A 20,128-nucleotide genomic window follows, 5' to 3' on the forward strand; every position below is an offset into this window, starting at 1 on the left:
TAGAAAAGGGGTAGTGCTATGAACCTGTTGCAGCAGCTCGAGCAGGAGCAGATCGAGAAGGCCCTCGGTGGCAAGACGATCCCGGAGTTCTCCTCGGGCGATACCGTCCGCGTGAACGTGAAGGTCGTCGAGGGCACGCGCGAGCGCGTCCAGGCCTATGAGGGCGTCGTGATCGCCCGCAAGAACGCCGGTGTGAACAGCTCCTTCACCGTTCGCAAGATCAGCTACGGCGAGGGCGTGGAGCGCGTGTTCCCGCTGTACTCCCCGCGCATCGACTCGATCGAGCTGGTCCGCAAGGGCGCCGTCCGTCGCGCCAAGCTGTACTATCTGCGCGATCTGCGCGGCAAGGCCGCCCGCATCGCCGAGCGCACGACCGGCCGCGGCATGGTCAACGGCCGCCGGGCTGCCGAGTAAGGCGCCTTCCGGTTCGGTTCAGGTTCATAGATACGGCGCCCGGCCGTCCGGCTGGGCGCTTTCTTCCCGTCACCATCAGCAAAGTTTAAGGAGTAGGCGCCATGAAGCGCACGTTCCAGCCGTCCAAAATCGTGCGTAAGCGTCGTCATGGCTTCCGCGCCCGCATGGCCACCGTCGGCGGCCGCAAGGTGATCGCCCGTCGCCGCGCCCGCGGCCGCAAGGTTCTGAGCGCCTGATCCCCGCTATGGCGGCGCCGGGCCACGAGGTCGGGCGCCTGATGCGGCGGCCGGAATTTCTGGCCGTGGCCGGGACACGGCGAAAGCATGTGGCTCCCGGCCTGATCCTCCAGGTGCGCCGGCACGACGACAAGCAGCGGCCCGCCGAAGGCGGTCCGCCAATCCGTCTCGGTTTGACGGCGAGCCGCAAGGTCGGCAACGCGGTGGTGCGCAATCGTGCCCGCCGCCGTTTGCGTGAGGCCGCGCGGCAGATTCTGACCGTTCATGCGGCGCCCGGCCACGACTTCGTGCTGGTCGCCCGCGGCGGCACGGCCGAGCGGCCGTGGACCGACCTGCTCGGCGACCTTGCCGCCGGGCTGAAGCGCCTCGGCCTGTGGCGCGAGGCGGAAGGGTAGGAGGCTCGCGACGTCATGTTTCGCATCGCCGGCCTCAGCCCGCTCGCGCACCTGCTCCGCGCGCTCGTCTATCTCTATCGCTGGACCTTGTCGCCCTTCGTGGGCTGGCAGTGCCGTTTCCAGCCGACCTGCTCCTGCTACGCCATCGAATCGCTGGAAAAGCATGGGGCCATCCGGGGGGGATGGCTGACTGTGCGCCGGCTCGGGCGTTGCCATCCCTGGGGCGGGTCGGGCTGGGATCCCGTGCCCGATCCCGTGCCGCGGCCGGCGCCCCTGGCGCCGCATCGCTGCGGACTGCGGGAAAAGGGGCATGCGGCGGTTGCCCAGCCCGGCGAAAACCCGTAACAAGGCCGCGCACACGCCGCCCTTCTTCCAAAGGCCCCACGGCAACCGGGACGCCATGACCGACCAACGCAACCTCATCATCGCGATTGCCCTGTCGATCGCCATCCTTCTGGGCTTCCAGTTTTTCTACGAGAAGCCGCGGGTGGAGCAGCAGAAGCAACTCGCCGCCCAGCAGGCCGCCCAGACGGAGCAGTCGGTGCCGGTGCCGGCCCCCGGCGTGCCCGCCCAGCAGCCTCCGGCCACGGCTGAGGTCGCGAAGGAGCGCCCCGTCCTGCTCGCCGAGCAGCTGGCGGCCGGTACCCGCGTGAAGATCGACACGCCGGCCCTGCACGGCTCCGTCAACCTCGTCGGCGGCCGCATCGACGACCTGACGCTGGCCCAGTACCACGAGACCCCGGACCCCAAGAGCCCGGAGATCGTGCTGCTGGCCCCGGCCGGCACGCCCGCCGCCTATTATGCCGAGTTCGGCTGGGTCCCGCAGGGCGCCGGCATCGCCGCTCCGACCGCGACCACCCGCTGGACCGCCGACGGCGCCGCGCTGACCCCTGACAAGCCGCTGACCCTGACTTGGGACAACGGCCAGGGGCTGGTGTTCGAGCGCAAGATCGCCGTCGACCCGGACTTCATGTTCACGGTGACGCAGACCGTCCGCAACACCGGCACCGCCCCTGTCACCCTGCTGCCCTACAGCCTGGTGTCGCGCAGCGGCACGCCGCACACGTCGGGCTACTACATCCTGCATGAAGGCCCGCTCGGCGTCTTCAACGGCTCGCTGACCGAAGAGAAGTACGACGACGTCCGCAAGGCCGGCTCGATCGCCAAGGAGACCACCGGCGGCTGGGTCGGCATCACCGACAAGTACTGGCTGGTGTCGCTGGTGCCCGACCCGAACGAGAAGGTCACGGCGCGCTTCCTCTACAACCAGGTTGCCAACACCGACCGCTACCAGACCGACACCATGGGTGCGCCGGTCACGGTGGCGCCGGGCGCCTCGGCCGAGAACACCGGCCGTCTGTTCGCCGGTGCCAAGCAGGTGAAGCTGCTCGACGGCTACTCCGAGAAGCTGAACATCAAGAACTTCGATCTGGCGATCGACTTCGGCTGGTTCTACTTCCTGACCAAGCCGTTCTTCTACGCGCTGGATTTCCTGGGCCGCATCATCGGCAACTTCGGCGTCGCCATCCTGGTGCTGACCGTCTGCGTCAAAGCCGTCTTCTTCCCGCTCGCCAACAAGTCCTATCAGGCGATGAGCAAGATGAAGGCCCTGCAGCCCAAGATGCAGGAGCTGCGCGAGAAGTTCAGCGACGATCAGGCGCGCATGAACCAGGAGCTGATGGCGCTGTACAAGCGCGAGAAGGTCTCTCCAGTGTCGGGCTGCCTGCCGATCCTGATCCAGATCCCAGTGTTCTTCTCGCTCTACAAGGTGCTGTTCGTGACCATCGAAATGCGGCATGCGCCGTTCTTCGGCTGGATCCACGACCTGTCCTCGCCCGATCCGACGACCATCTTCAACCTGTTCGGCCTGATCCCCTGGGATCCGCCCGCCATGCTGCATCTCGGCCTGTGGCCGCTGATCATGGGCGTGACGATGTGGTTCCAGCAGAAGATGAACCCGGCCCCGCCGGACCCGATCCAGGCGAAGGTGTTCCAGTTCCTGCCCATCGTCTTCACCTTCATGCTCGCCGGCTTCCCGGCCGGTCTGGTGATCTACTGGGCCTGGAACAACACCCTGTCGGTTCTGCAGCAGTGGACCATCATGAAGCGCATGGGCGTGAAGGCCTGATCCGTCAGGTCCTGACCCCCCTGCCCAATGCCTGAGACCTGCCGCCGGCAAAGACCCTTGACGGGCCTCTGCCGGCGGTATGTTTTTTAGCCGACCCAAACGAGAGCGCCCGCCATGACCAGCCCCGCCACGCCGACCCCCGACACCCCCAGCATCGTTTCCGGCTTCGACGAGGCCGCGCTGGAGGCCGGCCGGCTGCTGTTCGCCAAGGAATGCGACTTCGTCTGGGGCGCCAACGCGCTGAACCAGCTGCCCGAGGCGGACCTGCCGGAGGTTGCCTTCGCCGGCCGGTCGAATGTCGGCAAGTCGAGCCTCGTCAACGCGCTGACCGGACGCAAGACGCTGGCCCGCACCTCCAACACGCCGGGCCGCACGCAGCAGCTGAACTTCTTCAACCTCGGCAATCGACTGAAGCTGGTGGACATGCCCGGCTACGGCTATGCCAAGGAATCGAAGGAGAAGGTGGAGGCGTGGAACGACATGGTCCGCCGCTTCCTGCGCGGCCGGGTCACCCTGCGCCGGGCGCTGGTGCTGATCGATTCGCGCCATGGGATGAAGCCCCACGACCATGAGATCATGGAGATGCTCGACCGCACGGCGGTGCCCTACGTCGTCGTGCTGACCAAGGCGGACAAGGTCAAGGCCGCGGATCTCGACAAGGTTCGCCGTGACACCCAGGCCGGGCTGAAAAAGCACCCTGCCGCCTTCCCCGACATCCATGTCACCAGTTCCGAGAAGGGCATCGGCATCGCGGAACTGCGCGCCAGCCTCGCCGCCCTGGCACTCGGCGCGGAATAGGCGGGCCGCGGCGATGGGCGGTCTGTCTCCCGCGCTGCTGTTCCTGATGCAGGCCCTGCTGCTGATCGCCGGGCCGTTTCTGCTGTGGCGGCTCGGCGGCGGTCGTCACATCGCCCCGATGGTGGTGGTCCAGATCCTGTTCGGGGTGGCGCTGGGGCCGTCGCTGCTCGGCCGGCTGGTTCCCGATCTGTGGGGCGTGCTGTTCGCACCGGCGGCGCTCGCGCCCTTGTCCGGGTTGGCCTTGATGGCCGTGGTGTTCTTCGCTTTCCTGACCGGCCTCCATCTCGATCCCGCCGAGTTCCGCGGGCGGGGTGGGGCCTTCGCCACGGTGGCGCTGTCCAGCATGCTGGTGCCGACCCTGCTGGGCGGGGCCCTGGGCTGGTGGCTGGCCGGCGCCTTTCCCGCCATGACCGGTACGCGCGCCACACCCGGCCTGTTCGCCGCCGGCTTCGGCATCTGCGTCGGCGTCACCGCTCTGCCGGTGCTGGGCGCCATCCTGCGCGAGATGGACCTGCTGGGCGACCGGGTGGGGCGGCTGGCGCTGGGCTATGCCGCGGTAAACGACGCGTTGCTCTGGCTGCTGATCACCGCGGTGCTGGCCTGGTCGACCGCCGATGGGGCGGCTGGCGGCGGCGACGCCTGGGCGGTGGCGAAGGTCGGCCTTCTGGGCTTTGCCTATGTCGGGGCGACGGTTCTGGTGGTCCGCCCGCTGCTTGACCGCCTGCTGGAGCGGGTGGCGCCGGACGGGCGGATGGGCGACACCGCGGTGGTGGTGACCTGTGCGGCGTTGCTGGCATCGGCCGCGGTGACCGAGTTGATCGGGCTGCATTATATCCTGGGCGCCTTCATAGCGGGCAGCGCGATGCCGCGCCGCTATGCGGCGGCGATCCTCGACCGGCTGGAGCATTTTGCCACGCTGATCCTGCTGCCCTTCTTCTTCACCCTGACCGGGCTGAAGGTGACCCTGACGTTGGACGATCCGGCGCAATGGACCGTCTTCGCCCTCGCCAGCCTCGCCACCATCGCCGGCAAGATGGCCGGCACCACGCTGCCCGCCCGCTGGACCGGGGAGTCCTGGCCCGACGCGCTCCGGCTCGGCACGCTGATGCCGTGCAAGGGGCTGATGGAGGTCATCGTCCTGACCGTCCTGCTGGAGGCGGGCGTGCTGTCCGGCCCCTGTTTTTCGGCGATGGTGCTGATGGCGGTGGCCGTCACCGCGCTGACCCAGCCGATGACGCGGCTGGCCGGATTGTGGCGTCCGGCCGGCGGCACGGCTGCCGCGGCCGCAGGAGGCCGTCACGGGGGTGTGTGACCGATAAATTGCCCCCTAGGCAACCGGCCGACCTTTCCGTTAAAGAAGCCCGACACTCCACCCCGACAAAGGGCATCCTCCCGTGCAGACTCCCACCCGTGACGAGTGGCTCGCCAAGGCCCGTACCCTGTCCGAAGCGCTGCCCTACATGCGCCGTTATGCCGGGAGCACCTTCGTCATCAAGTACGGCGGCCACGCCATGGGCGACGCCAGCTTGGCGGAGCTGTTCGCGCGTGACATCGTCCTGCTGAAGCAGGTCGGCATCAACCCGGTGGTCGTCCATGGCGGCGGGCCGCAGATCGGCCAGATGCTGGAGCGTCTGAAGATCAAGTCCAGCTTCATCGACGGCCTGCGCGTCACCGACAAGGAGACGGTCGAGGTGGTCGAGATGGTGCTGGCCGGCTCCATCAACAAGCAGATCGTCGCCGCCATCAACAGCGCCGGCGGCCGTGCCGTCGGTCTGTCGGGCAAGGACAGCAACCTGATCACCGCCCGCCGTCTGGAGCGCGTCCAGCGCGATCCCGACAGCAACATCGAGCGGGTGCTGGACCTGGGATTCGTCGGCGAGCCCTACAAGGTCAACCCGCAGATCCTGCATGCGCTCGCCCAGTCGGACATCATCCCGGTGATCGCGCCGGTCGGCTTCGACGTGAATGGCGACACCTACAACATCAACGCCGACACGGCGGCCGGCGCGGTCGCGGCGGCGGTGAAGGCGGCGCGCTTCTTCCTGCTGACCGACGTCGCCGGCGTGCTCGACAAGGAAAAGAAGCTGATCGAGAAGATGTCGCTGGAGGATGCCCACAAGGCCATCGCCGACGGCACCGCGTCCGGCGGCATGATCCCGAAGATCGAGACCTGCATCGGTGCGGTGGAGCAGGGCGTCGATGCCGCTGTTATCCTGGATGGCCGCGTGCCGCATGCGCTGCTGCTTGAGATCTTCACCGAGGGTGGCGCCGGCACCCTGATCGGCAAGGCCTGACGCTGCTTATGGGGACCCGATGAACGACCTGCGCAAGGACCTGCTCCGCCAGATGAAGGCCATCCGCGAGAAGATGGACCCGAAGCTGGTGGAGCGTGCCCGGCTGGCCGCTCTGGGCAAGGTCCCCTATGACAGCGACGCGGCGAAGGAGGCTGTCGGCCATTTCCTCGACGCCAAGCGGGATGGCGGCGCCTTCCGCCGCAAGCTGGAACAGGCGCTGAAGGACGAGGGCGCGATGCTGGACCTCGATGACGGGGGGAAGGCCGCGCCCGCCAAACCGCCCGAAAAGCCACGTCGCGGCGGTCGTATCGTCTAGACTTTTGGTGTTCCGCCTGCTCTCGTGGTCGGCGGTGAGCATTCGCCAGGACCCGAATCTCTGGCAGGGCCATTCGGGATCCACTCTGCGCAGAACTGCCTGGGAGGCCGGCATGGCGGCGGACGGAGTTCCCTTGTGCGGTTTGCGGACTGTGCCGGCTGACCGGCTTGCCCGTCTTCTCGGTGGCGAGGCGCCCCAGACCATTGCTGCGGTGCTGTCCGCTCTTCCAGCTGAAGTGGCGGCCGAGGCGCTGATGGCGTTGGACGACCAGCTTCAGCCGCTTGTGGTGCGCTGCCTGTCGCGCACACGTCGGCCATCCCCCGCCGCGCTCGCGGTTCTCGACCAAGTGCTGACGATGGCCGAGTCTGCGGAGTCCGCCGTCGGGGCGGAGGCCCTCGCCCGTATTCTCGACCATGTGGCACCGGACCGGCAAAACGCGCTTCGCGTTGCCGCCGATGCCGCCCCCGTGGAAACCGCCCCCATGGATACCGTCGTCGGGCCCAGCCCACCGGCGCAGGATGCGGAGGCAGGCTGGACCCCGCCGGTTCTGTCATCGGGCCTGGCGGCCCTGCTCCAGAACAGGCGGGTTTCGGTAGACCGCCTGCCGATGCTCGAGGTGGTGATCGACCGTTTCGTGCGCATGCTTGCCACCTCCCTGCGCGCCCATAGCGGTGCGTCTGTGGATGTGGCTCTGATGAGCATGCGGTCGGTGCGCTTTGCCGACTGGATCGATGACGAGACGGGCGAACGGCCGCTGATCCCGTTTCGTGCGGATCCCTGGGACGATTACGGACTGCTCGCCATCGACCGGGCCTTTGTCGAGGCGTTGGGAGAAGCCTTGCTCGGCGGCGATCCGGCCGATGTTTGCCTGCGCATTCCGTCGCGCACTCTCAGCAAATTTGATTTTGAGTTGGCGATGGGGATGGCCCACCGGCTGCTGGGCGACCTCGGAGCGGCTTTCCAGCCGGTGGGCACGGTGCGTTTCGATGCGGACCGCATCGAAACATCCCCGCGTTTTGCGACCATCGCCCGACCGTCTTGCGGCTGCATGTGCGTGCGACTCGCGGTCGAACTGGAGGGGCGGAGCGGTGGCCTGGATCTGCTCCTGCCCTATGGGCTCTTGGAACCGGTGCGCCCACAGCTTCAGTCCATGTTTGCCGGAGAACGCTTCGGCAATGATCCGTTGTGGCGCCGCCATCTGGTGCGGGAGACGCTGCACAGCATGACGACCGTGCAGGTTGTGGTCGGTACGATACAGCTGCCATTATGCGATCTGCTGGCGGCGGCAGCTGGGACGGTCTTTGCCGTCGACGGCGACTCCGATGGGGCCGTCCGCGTCGAGGTGGCGGGGCGCTCGCTGGTGACCGGGCGGCTCCGTGCCGGCAAGCGGTGCTGGCGGGTTGTCGTCGCCTCCGAACCGGATGACCTGGAGATCCCCCGTCAACTCCCCCAGATGGCTGCATCGGTGGCGGACGCCGGAGCGAAGCCGGCAATGTCCGCCCTGCTTGAGGTGGAAGTGACGCTTTCGGTCATCGTTGGCACGGTGGAACGACGCCTAGCCGACATTCTGGCGCTGATCCATGGGGGCGTGTTGGATTTGGACCGTCCGGTTCAGGCGCCGGTCGATGTCTGTGTCGAAGGGCAGGCAATTGCCCATGGCGAACTGGTTGACGTAAATGGAGGGTTTGGGGTGCGTCTGCTGGAAATGGCGAGCGCGCGGGGGTGATGCCGTCGATCACGTTGCCGTCCTGCTGTTCCACATGGGCAAAGGATAAGCTCAGTTCAAAGCCACGCGAGGAGCGCAGACTTGCTGCATGTTTTTGTCAATGACGGCGGTCTGCTGCGCTGGGACAGGGAGGCCGCAGACGTGTCGGTCACGCTGCCCGACACTGCCGTGTGGCTGGACCTGATCAACCCGACGCCCGACGAGCTGGCGCGGGCGGAGGCGCTGATCGGCACCGGCCTGCCCACCCGCGAGCAGATGGCGGAGATCGAGGAATCGAGCCGTCTGCGCGTGGCCGGTGGTGCCTTGACCATGACCGTCACCGCCCTGGTCTGGGCCGACACCGACGAGCCGCGTATCGCCACCGTCAGCTTCGTTCTGGCCGGCCGGCGGCTGGTGACCATCCACGACATCGACCCGCAGGCCCTGCTGGCCTTCCGCCGCCGCGCCACCCATGGGCAGGTCTCCGCCGCCCGCGGCGAGCTGGTGCTGGCCGCCCTGGTGGACGGGATGATCGACCGCACCTCCGTCGTGCTGCGGCGGACCGGGGTGGAAATGGATGCGCTGAACCGCCGTTACTTCCGCGGGCGCAAGCTGCGCTCCCGCGGCGAGACGCTGGACGACGCCCAGACGTTGAAGCGCATCGGCCATGCCGGCCATCTGATCGGCAAGGCGCGGATCAGTCTGGCCAGCCTCACCCGCATGACCGATTTCCTGGCGCGCGGCGACGGCTGGAACGCCGGCAAGGCGACGCGGCGCTGGGCCAAGACCACCCTGCAGGATCTGCGCGGGCTCGACCAGTATGCCCGATTCCTATCGGGAAAGGTCGCGTTGGCGCTGGACACCGCATTGGGACAGATCAATGTCGAGCAGAACGAGATCGTCAAGATCGTGTCGGTCCTGACCGTCCTGCTCTATCCGCCGACCCTCGTCGCCAGCATCGGCGGCATGAACTTCACCGACATGCCCGGCAGCCAGTCGCCCTTCGGTTATGCCAGCGCCTTGGGTCTGATGCTGCTGTCGGCGTTGCTGCCGATGGTCTATGTCCGGTCGAAACGCTGGATGTAGCGCGTTTCCACAATATGGCAGGCGGATCGTCCGCAGCGCTTTCCTTTTGACACGACCGTCCGTCGGCGGCAGGATGGGCCGCATTCCAGGGGGGTCCCGACAGGGGGCTGAGATACCAACGGCCGGGCGGCGCACTGCGCAAGCCGGCAGCGTGGTGACCCTTCGAACCTGATCCGGGTCATACCGGCGAAGGGAGGGACCTCGTGACGGGCCGATTCTCGCCCCGTCCGGCCGTATCGGCCCCGCCACGCCGGGGAAGCCATTCCGAGAACGGCCCGCACGAAGATACCGCACCTCCGTCCGCAGTCCCGGGTTTGTCCGCCCACCTCCGACGGAGAAACCCAATGCCTAAGGACTTCAACGAGACCGCCATCCGCATTTCGACCGGCCCGCTGCCGTCGTCGCGGAAAATCCACGTGCCCGGCACGCGCTTCCCCGATCTGCGCGTCGCCCTGCGCGAGATCGCGCTGTCGGGCGGCGAGCCGCAGCTGACCGTCTATGATGCTTCCGGTCCCTACACCGACGAGTCGGTTGCCATCGACGTCCGGACCGGCCTGTCCAAGCACCGCCGCGACTGGATCCTGGCGCGCGGCGATGTCGAGACCGCCGACAACGGCGTGCTGCGCGCCAAGGGTGGCGGGGCGGTGACCCAGATGGCCTATGCCCGCGCCGGAATCGTCACCGCGGAGATGGAATACATCGCCATCCGCGAAAATCTGGGTCGCGCCGCCGCCTTGGAGGCTGCCCGGGACGGCGAGGATTTCGGCGCCGAGATTCCCGACTTCATCACCCCGGAATTCGTCCGTGACGAGGTGGCGCGCGGGCGGGCGATCATCCCGTCCAACGTCAACCATCCCGAGTCGGAGCCGATGATCATCGGCCGCAACTTCCTGACCAAGATCAACGCCAACATCGGCAATTCCGCCGTGACCTCCTCCATCGAGGAGGAGGTGGAGAAGATGGTCTGGTCGATCCGCTGGGGGGCGGACACCGTGATGGACCTGTCCACCGGCGCCGACATCCACCAGACCCGCGAATGGATCCTGCGCAACTCCCCGGTTCCCATCGGTACCGTGCCGATCTATCAGGCATTGGAGAAGGTGAAGGGTAGGGCCGAGGATCTGACCTGGGAGCTGTTCCGCGACACGCTGATCGAGCAGGCGGAGCAGGGCGTCGATTACTTCACCATCCATGCCGGCCTGCGGCTGGCCCACATCCCGCTGACGGCGAAGCGGGTGACCGGCATCGTCTCGCGCGGCGGCTCGATCATCGCCAAATGGTGCCTGGCGCATCACCGCGAGAATTTCCTCTACGACCACTTCGCCGACATCGTCGAGATTTGCCGGACCTATGACGTGGCGCTGTCGATGGGCGACGGGCTGCGGCCGGGCAGCCAGGCCGACGCCAACGACGCCGCCCAGTTCGCCGAGCTGGAGACGCTTGGTGAGCTGACCAAGATCGCCTGGGCGCGCGACGTGCAGGTGATGATCGAAGGGCCGGGCCATGTGCCGATGCACAAGATCAAGCACAATGTCGAGAAGCAGCTGGCGCTGTGCGGCGAGGCGCCCTTCTACACGCTCGGGCCGTTGGTGACCGACATCGCACCCGGCTACGACCACATCACCAGTGCCATCGGTGCGGCGATGATCGGCTGGTTCGGCACGGCGATGCTCTGCTACGTCACGCCGAAGGAGCATCTCGGCCTGCCCGACCGCGACGACGTTAAGGCCGGCGTCATCGCCTACAAGATCGCCGCCCATGCCGCCGATCTCGCCAAGGGACACCCGGCGGCGCGGTTGCGCGACGATGCCATGTCGCGTGCCCGCTTCTCATTCCGCTGGCGCGACCAGTTCGCCCTGTCGCTCGATCCCGACACGGCGATGGCCTATCACGACGAGACCCTGCCGGCGGAAGGCGCCAAGACCGCGCATTTCTGTTCGATGTGCGGGCCGAAATTCTGCTCGATGAAGATCACGCAGGAAATCCGCGACGCCGCGGAGTCCGGCATGGCCGAGATGTCGGAGAAGTTCCGCCAGTCGGGTGGGGAGATTTACCAGCCGACAGCGGAATAAAGTCTGGCGGGGGGCGGGTCGCCGCCCCCTTCGTCAGTCGGCGTACCGGATCTCCAGCACTTCGACCTGTTCCAGTCCCGCCGGGGTGCGCACGTCCACCAGATCACCCTCCCGCGCCTTAAGCAGGGCACGGGCCATGGGGGAAATCCAGCTGACATGGCCGCGGTCGGGGTCGACCTCGTCGGCGCCGACGATGGTGACGGTGTTCTCCGCCCCATCCTCGCGGGCATAGGTGACGGTGGCGCCGAAGAAGACCTGTTCGCGGTTCTTCTGGTCCTGCGGATTGACCACCACCGCCGATTCCAGCCGCTTGTTCAGGAAGCGGATGCGGCGGTCGATCTCGCGCAGGCGCTTCTTGCCGTACAGATAATCGCCATTCTCCGAGCGGTCGCCGTTGCCGGCGGCCCAGGACACCACCTCCACCATCTTCGGCCGCTCCACCCGCAGCAGGTGGCGCAGTTCCTCCTGCATGCGCTGGAAGCCGGGCGGGGTCATGTAGTTCTTGAAGCCCTGCGGCAACGGTGCCGGATCGTCGAGGTCGTCGTCGTCCTGCGTGTCGGTCTCGCGGGTGAAGGCCTTGCTCATGGTCCGACCTGTCCTGTGGCAGGGGTGATAACGTCCGGGAAAAGGAAAAGGCGCCTTGCGGCGCCTTTTCCCGTTCCAGAGGTCCCGGTTGGGCCGTTGGGCTTACCGCTTCCACCAGCCGCGGCGCGGCTTGGCATCGGCGTCGGCATCGTTGTCAGCCGCAGCCGGCTCGGGAGCCGGGGCCGGCGTGGCTGCCGCGGGCTCGGACGCGGCTTCGGCCGGGGCCTCGGCAGCAGCCTTGCGCTTGCGCGACGCCTTCTTGGCCGGAGCGGCTTCGGCAACGGTCTCCGCCGGCGCCTCGACCGCAGCGGCGGCCTTGCGCTTGCGGCCCTTGGCCGGGGCTTCGGCAGCGGCCGCCGGAGTCGGCTCGGGCGCGGCTTCGACCGGCGCCTCGGCGGTGGCCTTGCGCTTGCGCGACGCCTTCTTCGGCGCGGTTTCGGCAACGGCCTCGACCGGCGCTTCGACCGGGGCAGCGGCCTTGCGCTTGCGGCCCTTGGCCGGAGCTTCGGCGACGACCGCAGGAGCAGCCGCGGGGGCGGCTTCGACCGGCGCCTCGGCGGCGGCCTTGCGCTTGCGCGACGCCTTCCTGGCGGGCGCCTTGGCAGCGTCGGCCGGAGCGGCCACCGGCGGTTCGGTGGCGGTCACCGGAACCGGGGCTTCCTCGACCGCCGGAGCGGCTTCGCCGGCCAGGATCCAGTCGAGATCGCTCGCCTCGGCCGGAGCCTGCGCCGTCTGGGCCGGAGCGACCGGAGCGGCGTCGGGCTGCTGGTCGGCGGCGTCTTCGCCGCCCTCCAGGCCTTCCGCACCCTCGCGGCGCGACCGGCGACGGCCACCACGCTTGCCGCGGCGGCGCTTCTTGCGGCCATCGCCGTTGCGCTCGCCGGCATCGGCGCCGGTCTCGTCCTCGCCGTCATCCTCATCCCCGTCGTCGCCTTCGGCGTCGGCGGAATCGGTCTCGGGTTCGGAGATGGCGGCACCGGGGATGGCTTCGGCGGCAACCGGCAGAACGCTCTCATCGGCGTCCTGGCCGGCGTCCTGATCCGCCTCGTCCGTCTCGGCCTCGCCTTCGGCGCTGTCGCCCTCGGTCCGGCCGTCCTCGCGGTCACGGCCACGGCCACGGCGGCGGCGGCGGCGGCGGCGGCGATCCTCGCCGGTGCCCTCGCCGTTGGCTTCGGCACGCTCGCCGGTCTCCTCGGCCTGCACGGCCTCGGTCTCGGCTTCCGGCTCCTCCACCGTTTCGACCGGCTCGGCGGCGAGCGCGCGGTCGGTCTCTGCCATCACGCGGTCGGCGCTGACCAGCGGGGCGTCCTCGTCGGGCAGGCGGGCCTTGTTGCGCTCCAGACGGTGATCCGGTGCAATCAGCCCGTCGTCGGCCTGGACCATCACGCTGAAGGCGTGACGCTCTTCGATCTTGGCCAGTTCACCGCGCTTCTGGTTGAGGATGTAGAGCGCGATGGAGGTCGGGACGAAGATGGTGATCTCGGCCGAGCGTTTGCGGATGCCCTCTTCCTCGATGGCGCGCAGGACGTGCAGCGAGGCGGATTCGACCGACCGGACGACGCCGGTGCCCGAGCAGTGCGGGCAGCGCTCGAAGTTGGTCTCCAGGAGCGACGGACGCAGACGCTGGCGCGACAGTTCCAGGAGGCCGAAGGCGGAGATGCGGCCGAGCTGGATGCGCGCCCGGTCGTTCTTCATCGCCTCCTTCATGCGGCGCTCGACGGCGGCGTTGTTCCGCGGCTCCTCCATGTCGATGAAGTCGATGACGATCAGGCCGGCCAGATCGCGCAGACGCAGCTGGCGCGCCACCTCGTCGGCGGCCTCCAGGTTGGTCTTGTAGGCGGTTTCCTCGATGTTGCGCTCGCGGGTCGACTTGCCGGAGTTGACGTCGATGGAGACCAGCGCCTCGGTCGGGTTGATGACGATGTAGCCGCCGGAACGCAGCTGCACCACCGGGCTGTGGATGGCGTCGATCTGCGTTTCCACCTGATAGCGGTGGAACAGCGGGATCTGGCTGTCGCGGTACAGCTGGACGCGCTGGGAATGTCCCGGCATCAGCATGTCCATGAACTCGCGCGCCGTGCGGAAGCCGGCCTCGCCCTCGACCCAAATCTCGTCGATGTCGTTGGAATAGAGATCGCGGATCGACCGCTTGATCAGGTTCGCCTCTTCATAGATGAGGCAGGGCGCCGACGACTTCAGCGTTTGTTCGCGGATGTCGTCCCACAGGCGCAGGAGATATTCCAGGTCGCGCTTGATCTCGGGCTTGGAGCGCTCCAGCCCGGCGGTGCGCAGGATCACCGCCATGCCGTCGGGAATGTCGAGATCCGACAGGATTTCCTTCAGGCGCTTGCGGTCGGCCGGGTTGGTGATCTTGCGGGAAATCCCGCCGCCACGGCCGGTGTTGGGCATCAGGACGCAGTAGCGGCCGGGCAGCGACAGGTAGGTGGTCAGCGCGGCGCCCTTGTTGCCGCGCTCCTCCTTCGTCACCTGCACCAGCATGACCTGCCGGCGCTTCACCACTTCCTGGATCTTGTAGGAGCGCAGCGGGCGCGAGCGGCGGCGCTGGGTTTCCGCCTCCTCGTCCTCGTCGCCGCCGAGCGTGTCGGGGGCGGCGCCTTCGGACGGGGCGGCCTGCTCGTCGGCGGCCTCGGCGTCTTCGCCGCTGTCGTCACCGTCTTCCTCATCGGACGCCTCGGGCGCGATGGGGGAGGGCATCGGCGACCATTCCTCGACCACCTGCTCGGGGCGGATCGGCTCGGCCATCACGGCGCCGTCGGCGGCGGCCTCGGCCCGGGCTTCCGCCTGCTCCTCCAGCCGGCGTTCCTCGGCCAGCAGGGCCTCGCGGTCGGCCATCGGAATGCGGTAATAGTCGGGATGGATTTCGGAGAAGGCGAGGAAGCCGTGGCGGTTCCCGCCATACTCCACGAAGGCCGCCTGGAGCGAAGGCTCGACCCGCGTCACCTTCGCCAGGTAGATGTTGCCCTTCAGCTGCTTGCGGCTGGCGATCTCGAAGTCGAGTTCTTCCAGCCGGTTGCCATTGACCACGGCGACCCGGGTTTCTTCCGGGTGCGTGGCGTCCACCAGCATGCGCTTGGCCATATACGATCCTCAACGGCGCGACCCAGGGAACCCGCGCGACCGGTCGGGCCGCCTGGACGCAGCGTCTGTTGTGGGCGAAGCATACGGCACGACGGACCGGAACCGCCGAACGGCGCTGACGAGAGCAGCCAGGACGGCCCGGTCGACACGCGCCGGGCTGCCGCCTTGCGGCCACAGCCAGCTTCGAGGTTTCGTCCTCTCACCGCCAATCCGAACGCGCCACCCTGCGACGTCCCTCCGGCGCGGATGGCCGGACAGGCGGTGTCGAGGGCGACGCCGCAGCCCCTTGGATCAGGCCCCGTGACCGGCGATCGGCTGACCTTCGGCTCGATGGAATCGATGTCCGGGGATCAGCGAAGCGACGCTCACCTTGGAAGTCCGACCCTGGTCTGGCGAATTGCGGTCTGTCGCAAAGATACCATAGACAAGCGATCCCTCTTGCACAACGCGGAAATGCGCCGATTCGGCGAACAAGTTCGTCGCGGGGAAGCCGGGCCGCCACCTTCCACCGGGGCAGCCCGTCCGGGGTGCGGTCCGGCCACGCCGGGGCTTGCCGTCCCCTCCACTGTTGCAGGAACGGCACCCCCGGCCGGAATTGACTCGGGCTCTGACGATCCGCGTTGAGAGCGTTGAATTGGCTGGGCTATAGCTGGTCATCCGGCGCCTGCTTGCGCTGCTTGCCCATTGCCGCACACCCTCTGCCGCCGAGGAGATTTGATGCCACGGCCGCCCAGCCTGCCCGCCACCGCACCCGACCGCCACCCGCATTCCGCCGGTTCGCCGCGCAGATCGGTTGGCCGTGTCCTCGGGGTGCTTGTGCTGGCACTGGTGCTGCTGGGCTTCGGGTCGGCCGGGATGACGGCCGGGCCGGCGACGGCGCAGACCACGGCGGCCCTGCCGTCGGCGCCGCCGCGCACCGCGGTGGTCGATGCCCGGCTGGGCATCCATCCGGACAAGACCCGCTTCGTGCTGGAGCTGAGCGACCCGGTGTCCTTCACCGTGTCGTTGGTCGCCGATCCCTACCGCATCGTCGTCGATCTGCCCGATCTGATCTGGCCCGGCGGGTCGCTGCCGATGGAGGGCAAGGGGGTGGTCGCGCGCTACCACCATGCCGGAGGTCCGCGCGGCACGCGGCTGACCTTCGAGACGGTTGGTCCCGCCCGCCTGCGCGAGGGCTACATGATCCCGGCGCGCGACGGCCATCAGCCGCGCCTCGTCCTCGACCTGGAAAAGACGACGCCGGCCGAGTTCCGGCAGCTCGCCGGGGCCGGCAGGGATGCGAAGGAGGTCGGCGGCAAGGGGCAGCTGACGATGTCCTCCATCGTGTCTTCGGCGATGGCGATCCCGGCGCCGGTTCCGGCCCCGCAGCCGTCGCCGCCCGCCGCCGATCCCGCCAGCACGGTTCCGGCTCCGCCGCCCTTCGCCCCGCTGCCGCCAATTCCGCCGGCCCAGCTGATCCCGGCCGCTCTGCCCGTCGCTCCGCCGCTGCCGGACAACAAGCCGCCGACGGTGGCGGAAAAGCCGCTGATCGTGCTTGATCCCGGCCATGGCGGCCAGGACCCCGGCGCCATCGGCGTCGGCGGCATCTATGAGAAGGACATCACGCTCGCCACCGCCAGGGAGGTGAAGCGCCAGTTGGAGGCGACCGGCCGCTACCGGGTGAAGCTGACCCGCGACAGCGACGTGTTCATCCGCCTGCGCGACCGTGTCGCCATCGGGCGCGAGGCCGGGGCCGACCTGTTCATCTCGCTGCATGCCGACAGCATCAGCAGCGGCGACATGCGCGGCCTGTCGATCTACACCCTGTCCGACAAGGCGTCCGACCGCGAGGCAGAGATGCTGGCCGCCAAGGAGAACAAGGCCGACGCCCTGGTCGGTCTCGACCTGTCGGGCGAGAACCAGCTTGTCGCCAACATCCTGATCGATCTGGCCCAGCGCGACACGATGAACCATTCCAAGCGCTTCGCGACGCTGGCGTTGCAGACGCTGGGGCGCGACGTGCCGCTGATCTCCAGCCGGCCGCACCGGCAGGCCGGCTTCGCCGTGCTGACCGCGCCCGACGTGCCGTCGGCGCTGATCGAGATGGGGTATCTGTCGAACCGGCAGGATGTCGGTCTGCTGACCTCCGGCGCGCACCGCGAGCGGCTGGGCAAGTCGCTGGCGCGGACCATCGACAGCTATTTCCGCTGGCTGCACGGCGCGCAGCGCAGCTGAAACGCGACAGCGAGGGGCGGATTACCCCTTTTGCGCCGGCGATTTCTCGCGCATGCCCTCTGCGCGTCACATTTTCCTGACATGACGGGAACGGGGGCGGCGCTTCCCGGCGCGGCGGTGTAGGATGCGCCGCCCTGTCAGGCATGGCTCGCGGTCCCACCCCGGAAAGGGGCGGGCTTCAGCCACGCCGTTCGTCGTTTCTTGCGGGATTGGTCATGCGTCTCCTTCTGTCCTTGCTGATGGCCTTCGTGATGCTGGTTCTTGCCGGCGCCGGGGGGCTGGTCTTCCTGTTCGAGCATTACGACCACGACCTGCCCGACTATACCAAGCTGGCCAACTACGAGCCGCCGGTGACCACGCGCATCTATGCCGGCGACGGGCGCCTGATGGCCGAATTCGCGTCGGAGCGGCGCATCTTCGTGCCGATCGACGCCATGCCGCGCCAAGTGATGAACGCCTTCATGGCGGCCGAGGACAAGAATTTCTACGGCCACCAGGGCGTCGACCCCATCGGCATCCTGCGCGCGATCCTGACCAACATCGAGAATTTCGGCCGCGAGCGCCGGCCGGTGGGCGCCAGCACGATCACGCAGCAGGTCGCCAAGAACATGCTGCTGACCAACGAGGTGTCGTTCGCCCGCAAGATCAAGGAAGCGATCCTGGCGGTCCGCATCGAGCGGGCCTTCACCAAGGACCGCATCATCGAGCTGTATCTGAACGAGATTTTCCTGGGCAACCGCTCCTACGGCGTGGCGGCGGCGGCGCTGAACTATTTCAACAAGGCGCTGGACGAGCTGAGCATCGAGGAGGTCGCCTTCCTGGCGGCCCTGCCCAAGGCGCCGTCCAACTACAACCCCGACCGCCAGCATGACGCCGCCATCGCCCGCCGCAACTGGGTGATCGGCCGCATGGCGGAGGACGGCTACATCACGCCGGAGGAGGCGAAGGCCGCCCAGGGGCGCCCGCTGGTCACCCGCAAGCGCGACGAGCAGGAGGTCGTGACCTCCGAATATTTCGCCGAGGAGATCCGGCGCGAGCTGGTGAAGCTCTATGGCGAGCAGGCGCTGTACGAGGGCGGGCTGTCGGTCCGCGCTTCGATGGACCCGGTGCTGCAGGCCACCGCCACCAAGTCGCTGCGCGACGGGCTGATCGCCTACGACCGCCGCCATGGCTGGCGCGGCCCGGTCGCCAAGATGGAGAATTTCGACAACTGGCCGAAGAAGCTGGCCGCCATGCCGCCGCCCGCGGGCTCCGAGGGCTGGAAGCTGGCGGTCGTGCTGAAGGACGATCAGGCGGACGGGCTGGACATCGGGGTGGCCGACGGCACCCGCGGGCGCATCCCGCTGTCCGAACTGCGCTGGGCCCGCGCCTCCAAGGACGGCGACGTCGCCGGCCCGGCGATCCGCAAGCCGTCCGACGTCGCCAAGCTGGGCGACATCCTGCTGGTCGAGGCGGTGAGCGGCCCGCCGGCCAAGGACGAGGACGAGAAGCCGGCCAGGAAGAATGACAAGTCCGCCGCCAAGGAACTGCCGCCGGGCAGCTACGGCCTGCGCCAGATCCCGCAGGTCCAGGGCGGTCTGGTGGCGCTCGATCCGCACACCGGTCGCGTGCTGGCGATGGTTGGCGGCTTCTCCCCGGCGATGAGCGTGTTCAACCGCGCCACCCAGGCGCTGCGCCAGCCCGGTTCGTCCTTCAAGCCCTTCGTCTACCTGACGGCGCTGAACCAGGGCTTCACCCCGTCGTCGCTGGTGATGGACGCGCCCTTCTCCTTCGATCCGGGCGGCGGGCAGCCGGTCTGGCGGCCTGAGAACTACAGCCACGAATTCTACGGCCCGACCCCGCTGCGCGTCGGCATCGAGAAGTCGCGCAACGTCATGACCGTCCGCCTCGCCCAGCAGATCGGCATGGACAAGGTCAAAGCGCTGGTCGAGAAGTTCGGCATCGTCGACAACCTCCAGCCCTATCTGCCGATGTCGCTGGGTGCCGGCGAGACGACGGTGCTGCGCCTCGCCACCGCCTACGCCATGCTGGACAATGGCGGCAAGCGGGTGGTGCCGACCTTCATCGACCGTGTGCAGGACCGCAACGGCAAGACCGTGTTCCGCCACGACAACCGCGCGTGCGAGGGCTGCACCAACGTCAGCTGGAAGGACGGCATGGCGGTGCCCGCCGTGCCCGACACCCGCGAGCAGGTGAACGACCCCCGCACCACCTACCAGATCGTCTCGATCCTGGAGGGCGTGGTCCAGCGCGGCACCGCGGCGGCGCTGAAGTCGCTGGGCAAGCCGCTGGCCGGCAAGACCGGCACCACCAACGACAGCCACGACGCCTGGTTCATGGGCTTCTCGCCCGATCTGGTGGTCGGCACCTATATCGGCTTTGACCAGCCGCGTTCGCTGGGCAGCCACGAGACCGGCGGGTCCGCCGCCGTGCCGGTGTTCAAGGAGGTCATGCAGGTGGCGCTGAAGGACAAGCCGGCGACGCCGTTCCGCGTTCCGCCCGGCCTGCGCCTCGTCCGCGTCAACCCGGCCAACGGCCAGTTGGCCCAGTTCGGCGACAACCGCGCCATCTGGGAAGCCTTCCTGCCGGGCACCGAGCCCAACCCCGACCAGCCGCAAATGGTGCTGGACGGGTCCTCCCAGGGGGCCGGTGCCATGATGGGCGGCGACCCGAACGCCGCCGGCTTCGGGGCCCAGCAGCCGGGGATACCGGCCCCGCCGGCCGCGGCGACGCTGGGAACCGGCGGGCTGTACTGAGCTGAAAAGAGATAGGGGCGCCCACTGCGG

The 20,128-nt window shown here is 68.3% G+C and carries 16 protein-coding genes and 1 riboswitch; of the genes, 14 read left to right on the forward strand and 2 right to left on the reverse strand.

Annotated elements, in window-relative coordinates; all coding sequences use genetic code 11:
* The first annotated feature begins 18 nt into the window (after positions 1–18).
* From rplS to thiC, 12 genes are all read left to right on the forward strand, one after another.
* A complete protein-coding gene (gene rplS / locus ACWPN8_RS04370; RefSeq protein WP_109150133.1) occupies positions 19–414 on the forward strand; it encodes a 50S ribosomal protein L19 in 396 nt (131 codons plus the stop codon).
* 101 nt (positions 415–515) lie between these two features.
* Complete coding sequence (gene rpmH, locus ACWPN8_RS04375; RefSeq protein WP_012973146.1) at positions 516–650, forward strand: 50S ribosomal protein L34; 135 nt, start codon at positions 516–518, stop codon at positions 648–650.
* 8 nt (positions 651–658) lie between these two features.
* Complete coding sequence (gene rnpA / locus ACWPN8_RS04380) at positions 659–1,045, forward strand: ribonuclease P protein component (protein WP_098740537.1); 387 nt, start codon at positions 659–661, stop codon at positions 1,043–1,045.
* Between the two features lie 15 nt (positions 1,046–1,060).
* Positions 1,061–1,390 (forward strand): membrane protein insertion efficiency factor YidD, encoded by a 330-nt coding sequence (gene yidD, locus ACWPN8_RS04385; protein ID WP_109449973.1) that lies wholly within the window; start codon positions 1,061–1,063, stop codon positions 1,388–1,390.
* Between the two features lie 55 nt (positions 1,391–1,445).
* Entirely contained in the window at positions 1,446–3,173 is a 1,728-nt protein-coding gene (gene yidC, locus ACWPN8_RS04390) for a membrane protein insertase YidC (RefSeq protein WP_109453089.1), read from the forward strand.
* Positions 3,174–3,287: 114 nt separating this feature from the next.
* Positions 3,288–3,971 carry a ribosome biogenesis GTP-binding protein YihA/YsxC gene (gene yihA / locus ACWPN8_RS04395; protein ID WP_109449975.1) on the forward strand — a complete coding sequence of 228 codons (684 nt, stop codon included), beginning with the start codon at positions 3,288–3,290 and terminating at the stop codon, positions 3,969–3,971.
* A 13-nt stretch (positions 3,972–3,984) separates the two neighbouring features.
* Entirely contained in the window at positions 3,985–5,283 is a 1,299-nt protein-coding gene (locus tag ACWPN8_RS04400) for a cation:proton antiporter domain-containing protein (RefSeq protein WP_109449977.1), read from the forward strand.
* An 82-nt stretch (positions 5,284–5,365) separates the two neighbouring features.
* Complete coding sequence (argB, locus tag ACWPN8_RS04405) at positions 5,366–6,265, forward strand: acetylglutamate kinase (RefSeq protein WP_098740533.1); 900 nt, start codon at positions 5,366–5,368, stop codon at positions 6,263–6,265.
* A 19-nt stretch (positions 6,266–6,284) separates the two neighbouring features.
* Entirely contained in the window at positions 6,285–6,581 is a 297-nt protein-coding gene (locus ACWPN8_RS04410; protein ID WP_492240012.1) for a hypothetical protein, read from the forward strand.
* A 112-nt stretch (positions 6,582–6,693) separates the two neighbouring features.
* Positions 6,694–8,307, forward strand: coding sequence for a FliM/FliN family flagellar motor switch protein (locus ACWPN8_RS04415; protein ID WP_492240013.1), 1,614 nt, complete (start codon positions 6,694–6,696; stop codon positions 8,305–8,307).
* An 81-nt stretch (positions 8,308–8,388) separates the two neighbouring features.
* Complete coding sequence (locus tag ACWPN8_RS04420; protein WP_109449983.1) at positions 8,389–9,372, forward strand: magnesium transporter CorA family protein; 984 nt, start codon at positions 8,389–8,391, stop codon at positions 9,370–9,372.
* Between the two features lie 77 nt (positions 9,373–9,449).
* Positions 9,450–9,584: riboswitch (TPP riboswitch) on the forward strand.
* A gap of 132 nt (positions 9,585–9,716) precedes the next feature.
* Positions 9,717–11,444, forward strand: coding sequence for a phosphomethylpyrimidine synthase ThiC (gene thiC / locus ACWPN8_RS04425; RefSeq protein WP_492240014.1), 1,728 nt, complete (start codon positions 9,717–9,719; stop codon positions 11,442–11,444).
* A 33-nt stretch (positions 11,445–11,477) separates the two neighbouring features.
* Here thiC and greB read toward each other — a convergent pair whose 3' ends face one another.
* A complete protein-coding gene (gene greB, locus ACWPN8_RS04430) occupies positions 11,478–12,029 on the reverse strand; it encodes a transcription elongation factor GreB (RefSeq protein WP_492240015.1) in 552 nt (183 codons plus the stop codon).
* Between the two features lie 102 nt (positions 12,030–12,131).
* Positions 12,132–15,128, reverse strand: coding sequence for an Rne/Rng family ribonuclease (locus tag ACWPN8_RS04435; RefSeq protein ID WP_492240016.1), 2,997 nt, complete (start codon positions 15,126–15,128; stop codon positions 12,132–12,134).
* Between the two features lie 717 nt (positions 15,129–15,845).
* Here ACWPN8_RS04435 and ACWPN8_RS04440 point away from each other — a divergent pair.
* Both ACWPN8_RS04440 and ACWPN8_RS04445 read left to right on the forward strand, forming a co-directional pair.
* Positions 15,846–17,342 (forward strand): N-acetylmuramoyl-L-alanine amidase, encoded by a 1,497-nt coding sequence (locus tag ACWPN8_RS04440; protein WP_492240017.1) that lies wholly within the window; start codon positions 15,846–15,848, stop codon positions 17,340–17,342.
* 215 nt (positions 17,343–17,557) lie between these two features.
* Entirely contained in the window at positions 17,558–20,098 is a 2,541-nt protein-coding gene (locus tag ACWPN8_RS04445; RefSeq protein ID WP_109449994.1) for a penicillin-binding protein 1A, read from the forward strand.
* The last annotated feature ends 30 nt before the right edge of the window (positions 20,099–20,128 follow it).

Source organism: Azospirillum sp. UENF 112521, from assembly GCF_058780665.1.

Coding starts and splice junctions, on each gene's coding strand:
- rplS (WP_109150133.1), top strand. CDS start 19: ATGAACCTGTTGCAGCAGCTCGAGCAGGAGCAGATCGAGAAGGCCCTC.
- rpmH (WP_012973146.1), top strand. CDS start 516: ATGAAGCGCACGTTCCAGCCGTCCAAAATCGTGCGTAAGCGTCGTCAT.
- rnpA (WP_098740537.1), top strand. CDS start 659: ATGGCGGCGCCGGGCCACGAGGTCGGGCGCCTGATGCGGCGGCCGGAA.
- yidD (WP_109449973.1), top strand. CDS start 1,061: ATGTTTCGCATCGCCGGCCTCAGCCCGCTCGCGCACCTGCTCCGCGCG.
- yidC (WP_109453089.1), top strand. CDS start 1,446: ATGACCGACCAACGCAACCTCATCATCGCGATTGCCCTGTCGATCGCC.
- yihA (WP_109449975.1), top strand. CDS start 3,288: ATGACCAGCCCCGCCACGCCGACCCCCGACACCCCCAGCATCGTTTCC.
- ACWPN8_RS04400 (WP_109449977.1), top strand. CDS start 3,985: ATGGGCGGTCTGTCTCCCGCGCTGCTGTTCCTGATGCAGGCCCTGCTG.
- ACWPN8_RS04410 (WP_492240012.1), top strand. CDS start 6,285: ATGAACGACCTGCGCAAGGACCTGCTCCGCCAGATGAAGGCCATCCGC.
- ACWPN8_RS04415 (WP_492240013.1), top strand. CDS start 6,694: ATGGCGGCGGACGGAGTTCCCTTGTGCGGTTTGCGGACTGTGCCGGCT.
- thiC (WP_492240014.1), top strand. CDS start 9,717: ATGCCTAAGGACTTCAACGAGACCGCCATCCGCATTTCGACCGGCCCG.
- greB (WP_492240015.1), bottom strand. CDS start 12,029: ATGAGCAAGGCCTTCACCCGCGAGACCGACACGCAGGACGACGACGAC.
- ACWPN8_RS04435 (WP_492240016.1), bottom strand. CDS start 15,128: ATGGCCAAGCGCATGCTGGTGGACGCCACGCACCCGGAAGAAACCCGG.
- ACWPN8_RS04440 (WP_492240017.1), top strand. CDS start 15,846: ATGCCACGGCCGCCCAGCCTGCCCGCCACCGCACCCGACCGCCACCCG.
- ACWPN8_RS04445 (WP_109449994.1), top strand. CDS start 17,558: ATGCGTCTCCTTCTGTCCTTGCTGATGGCCTTCGTGATGCTGGTTCTT.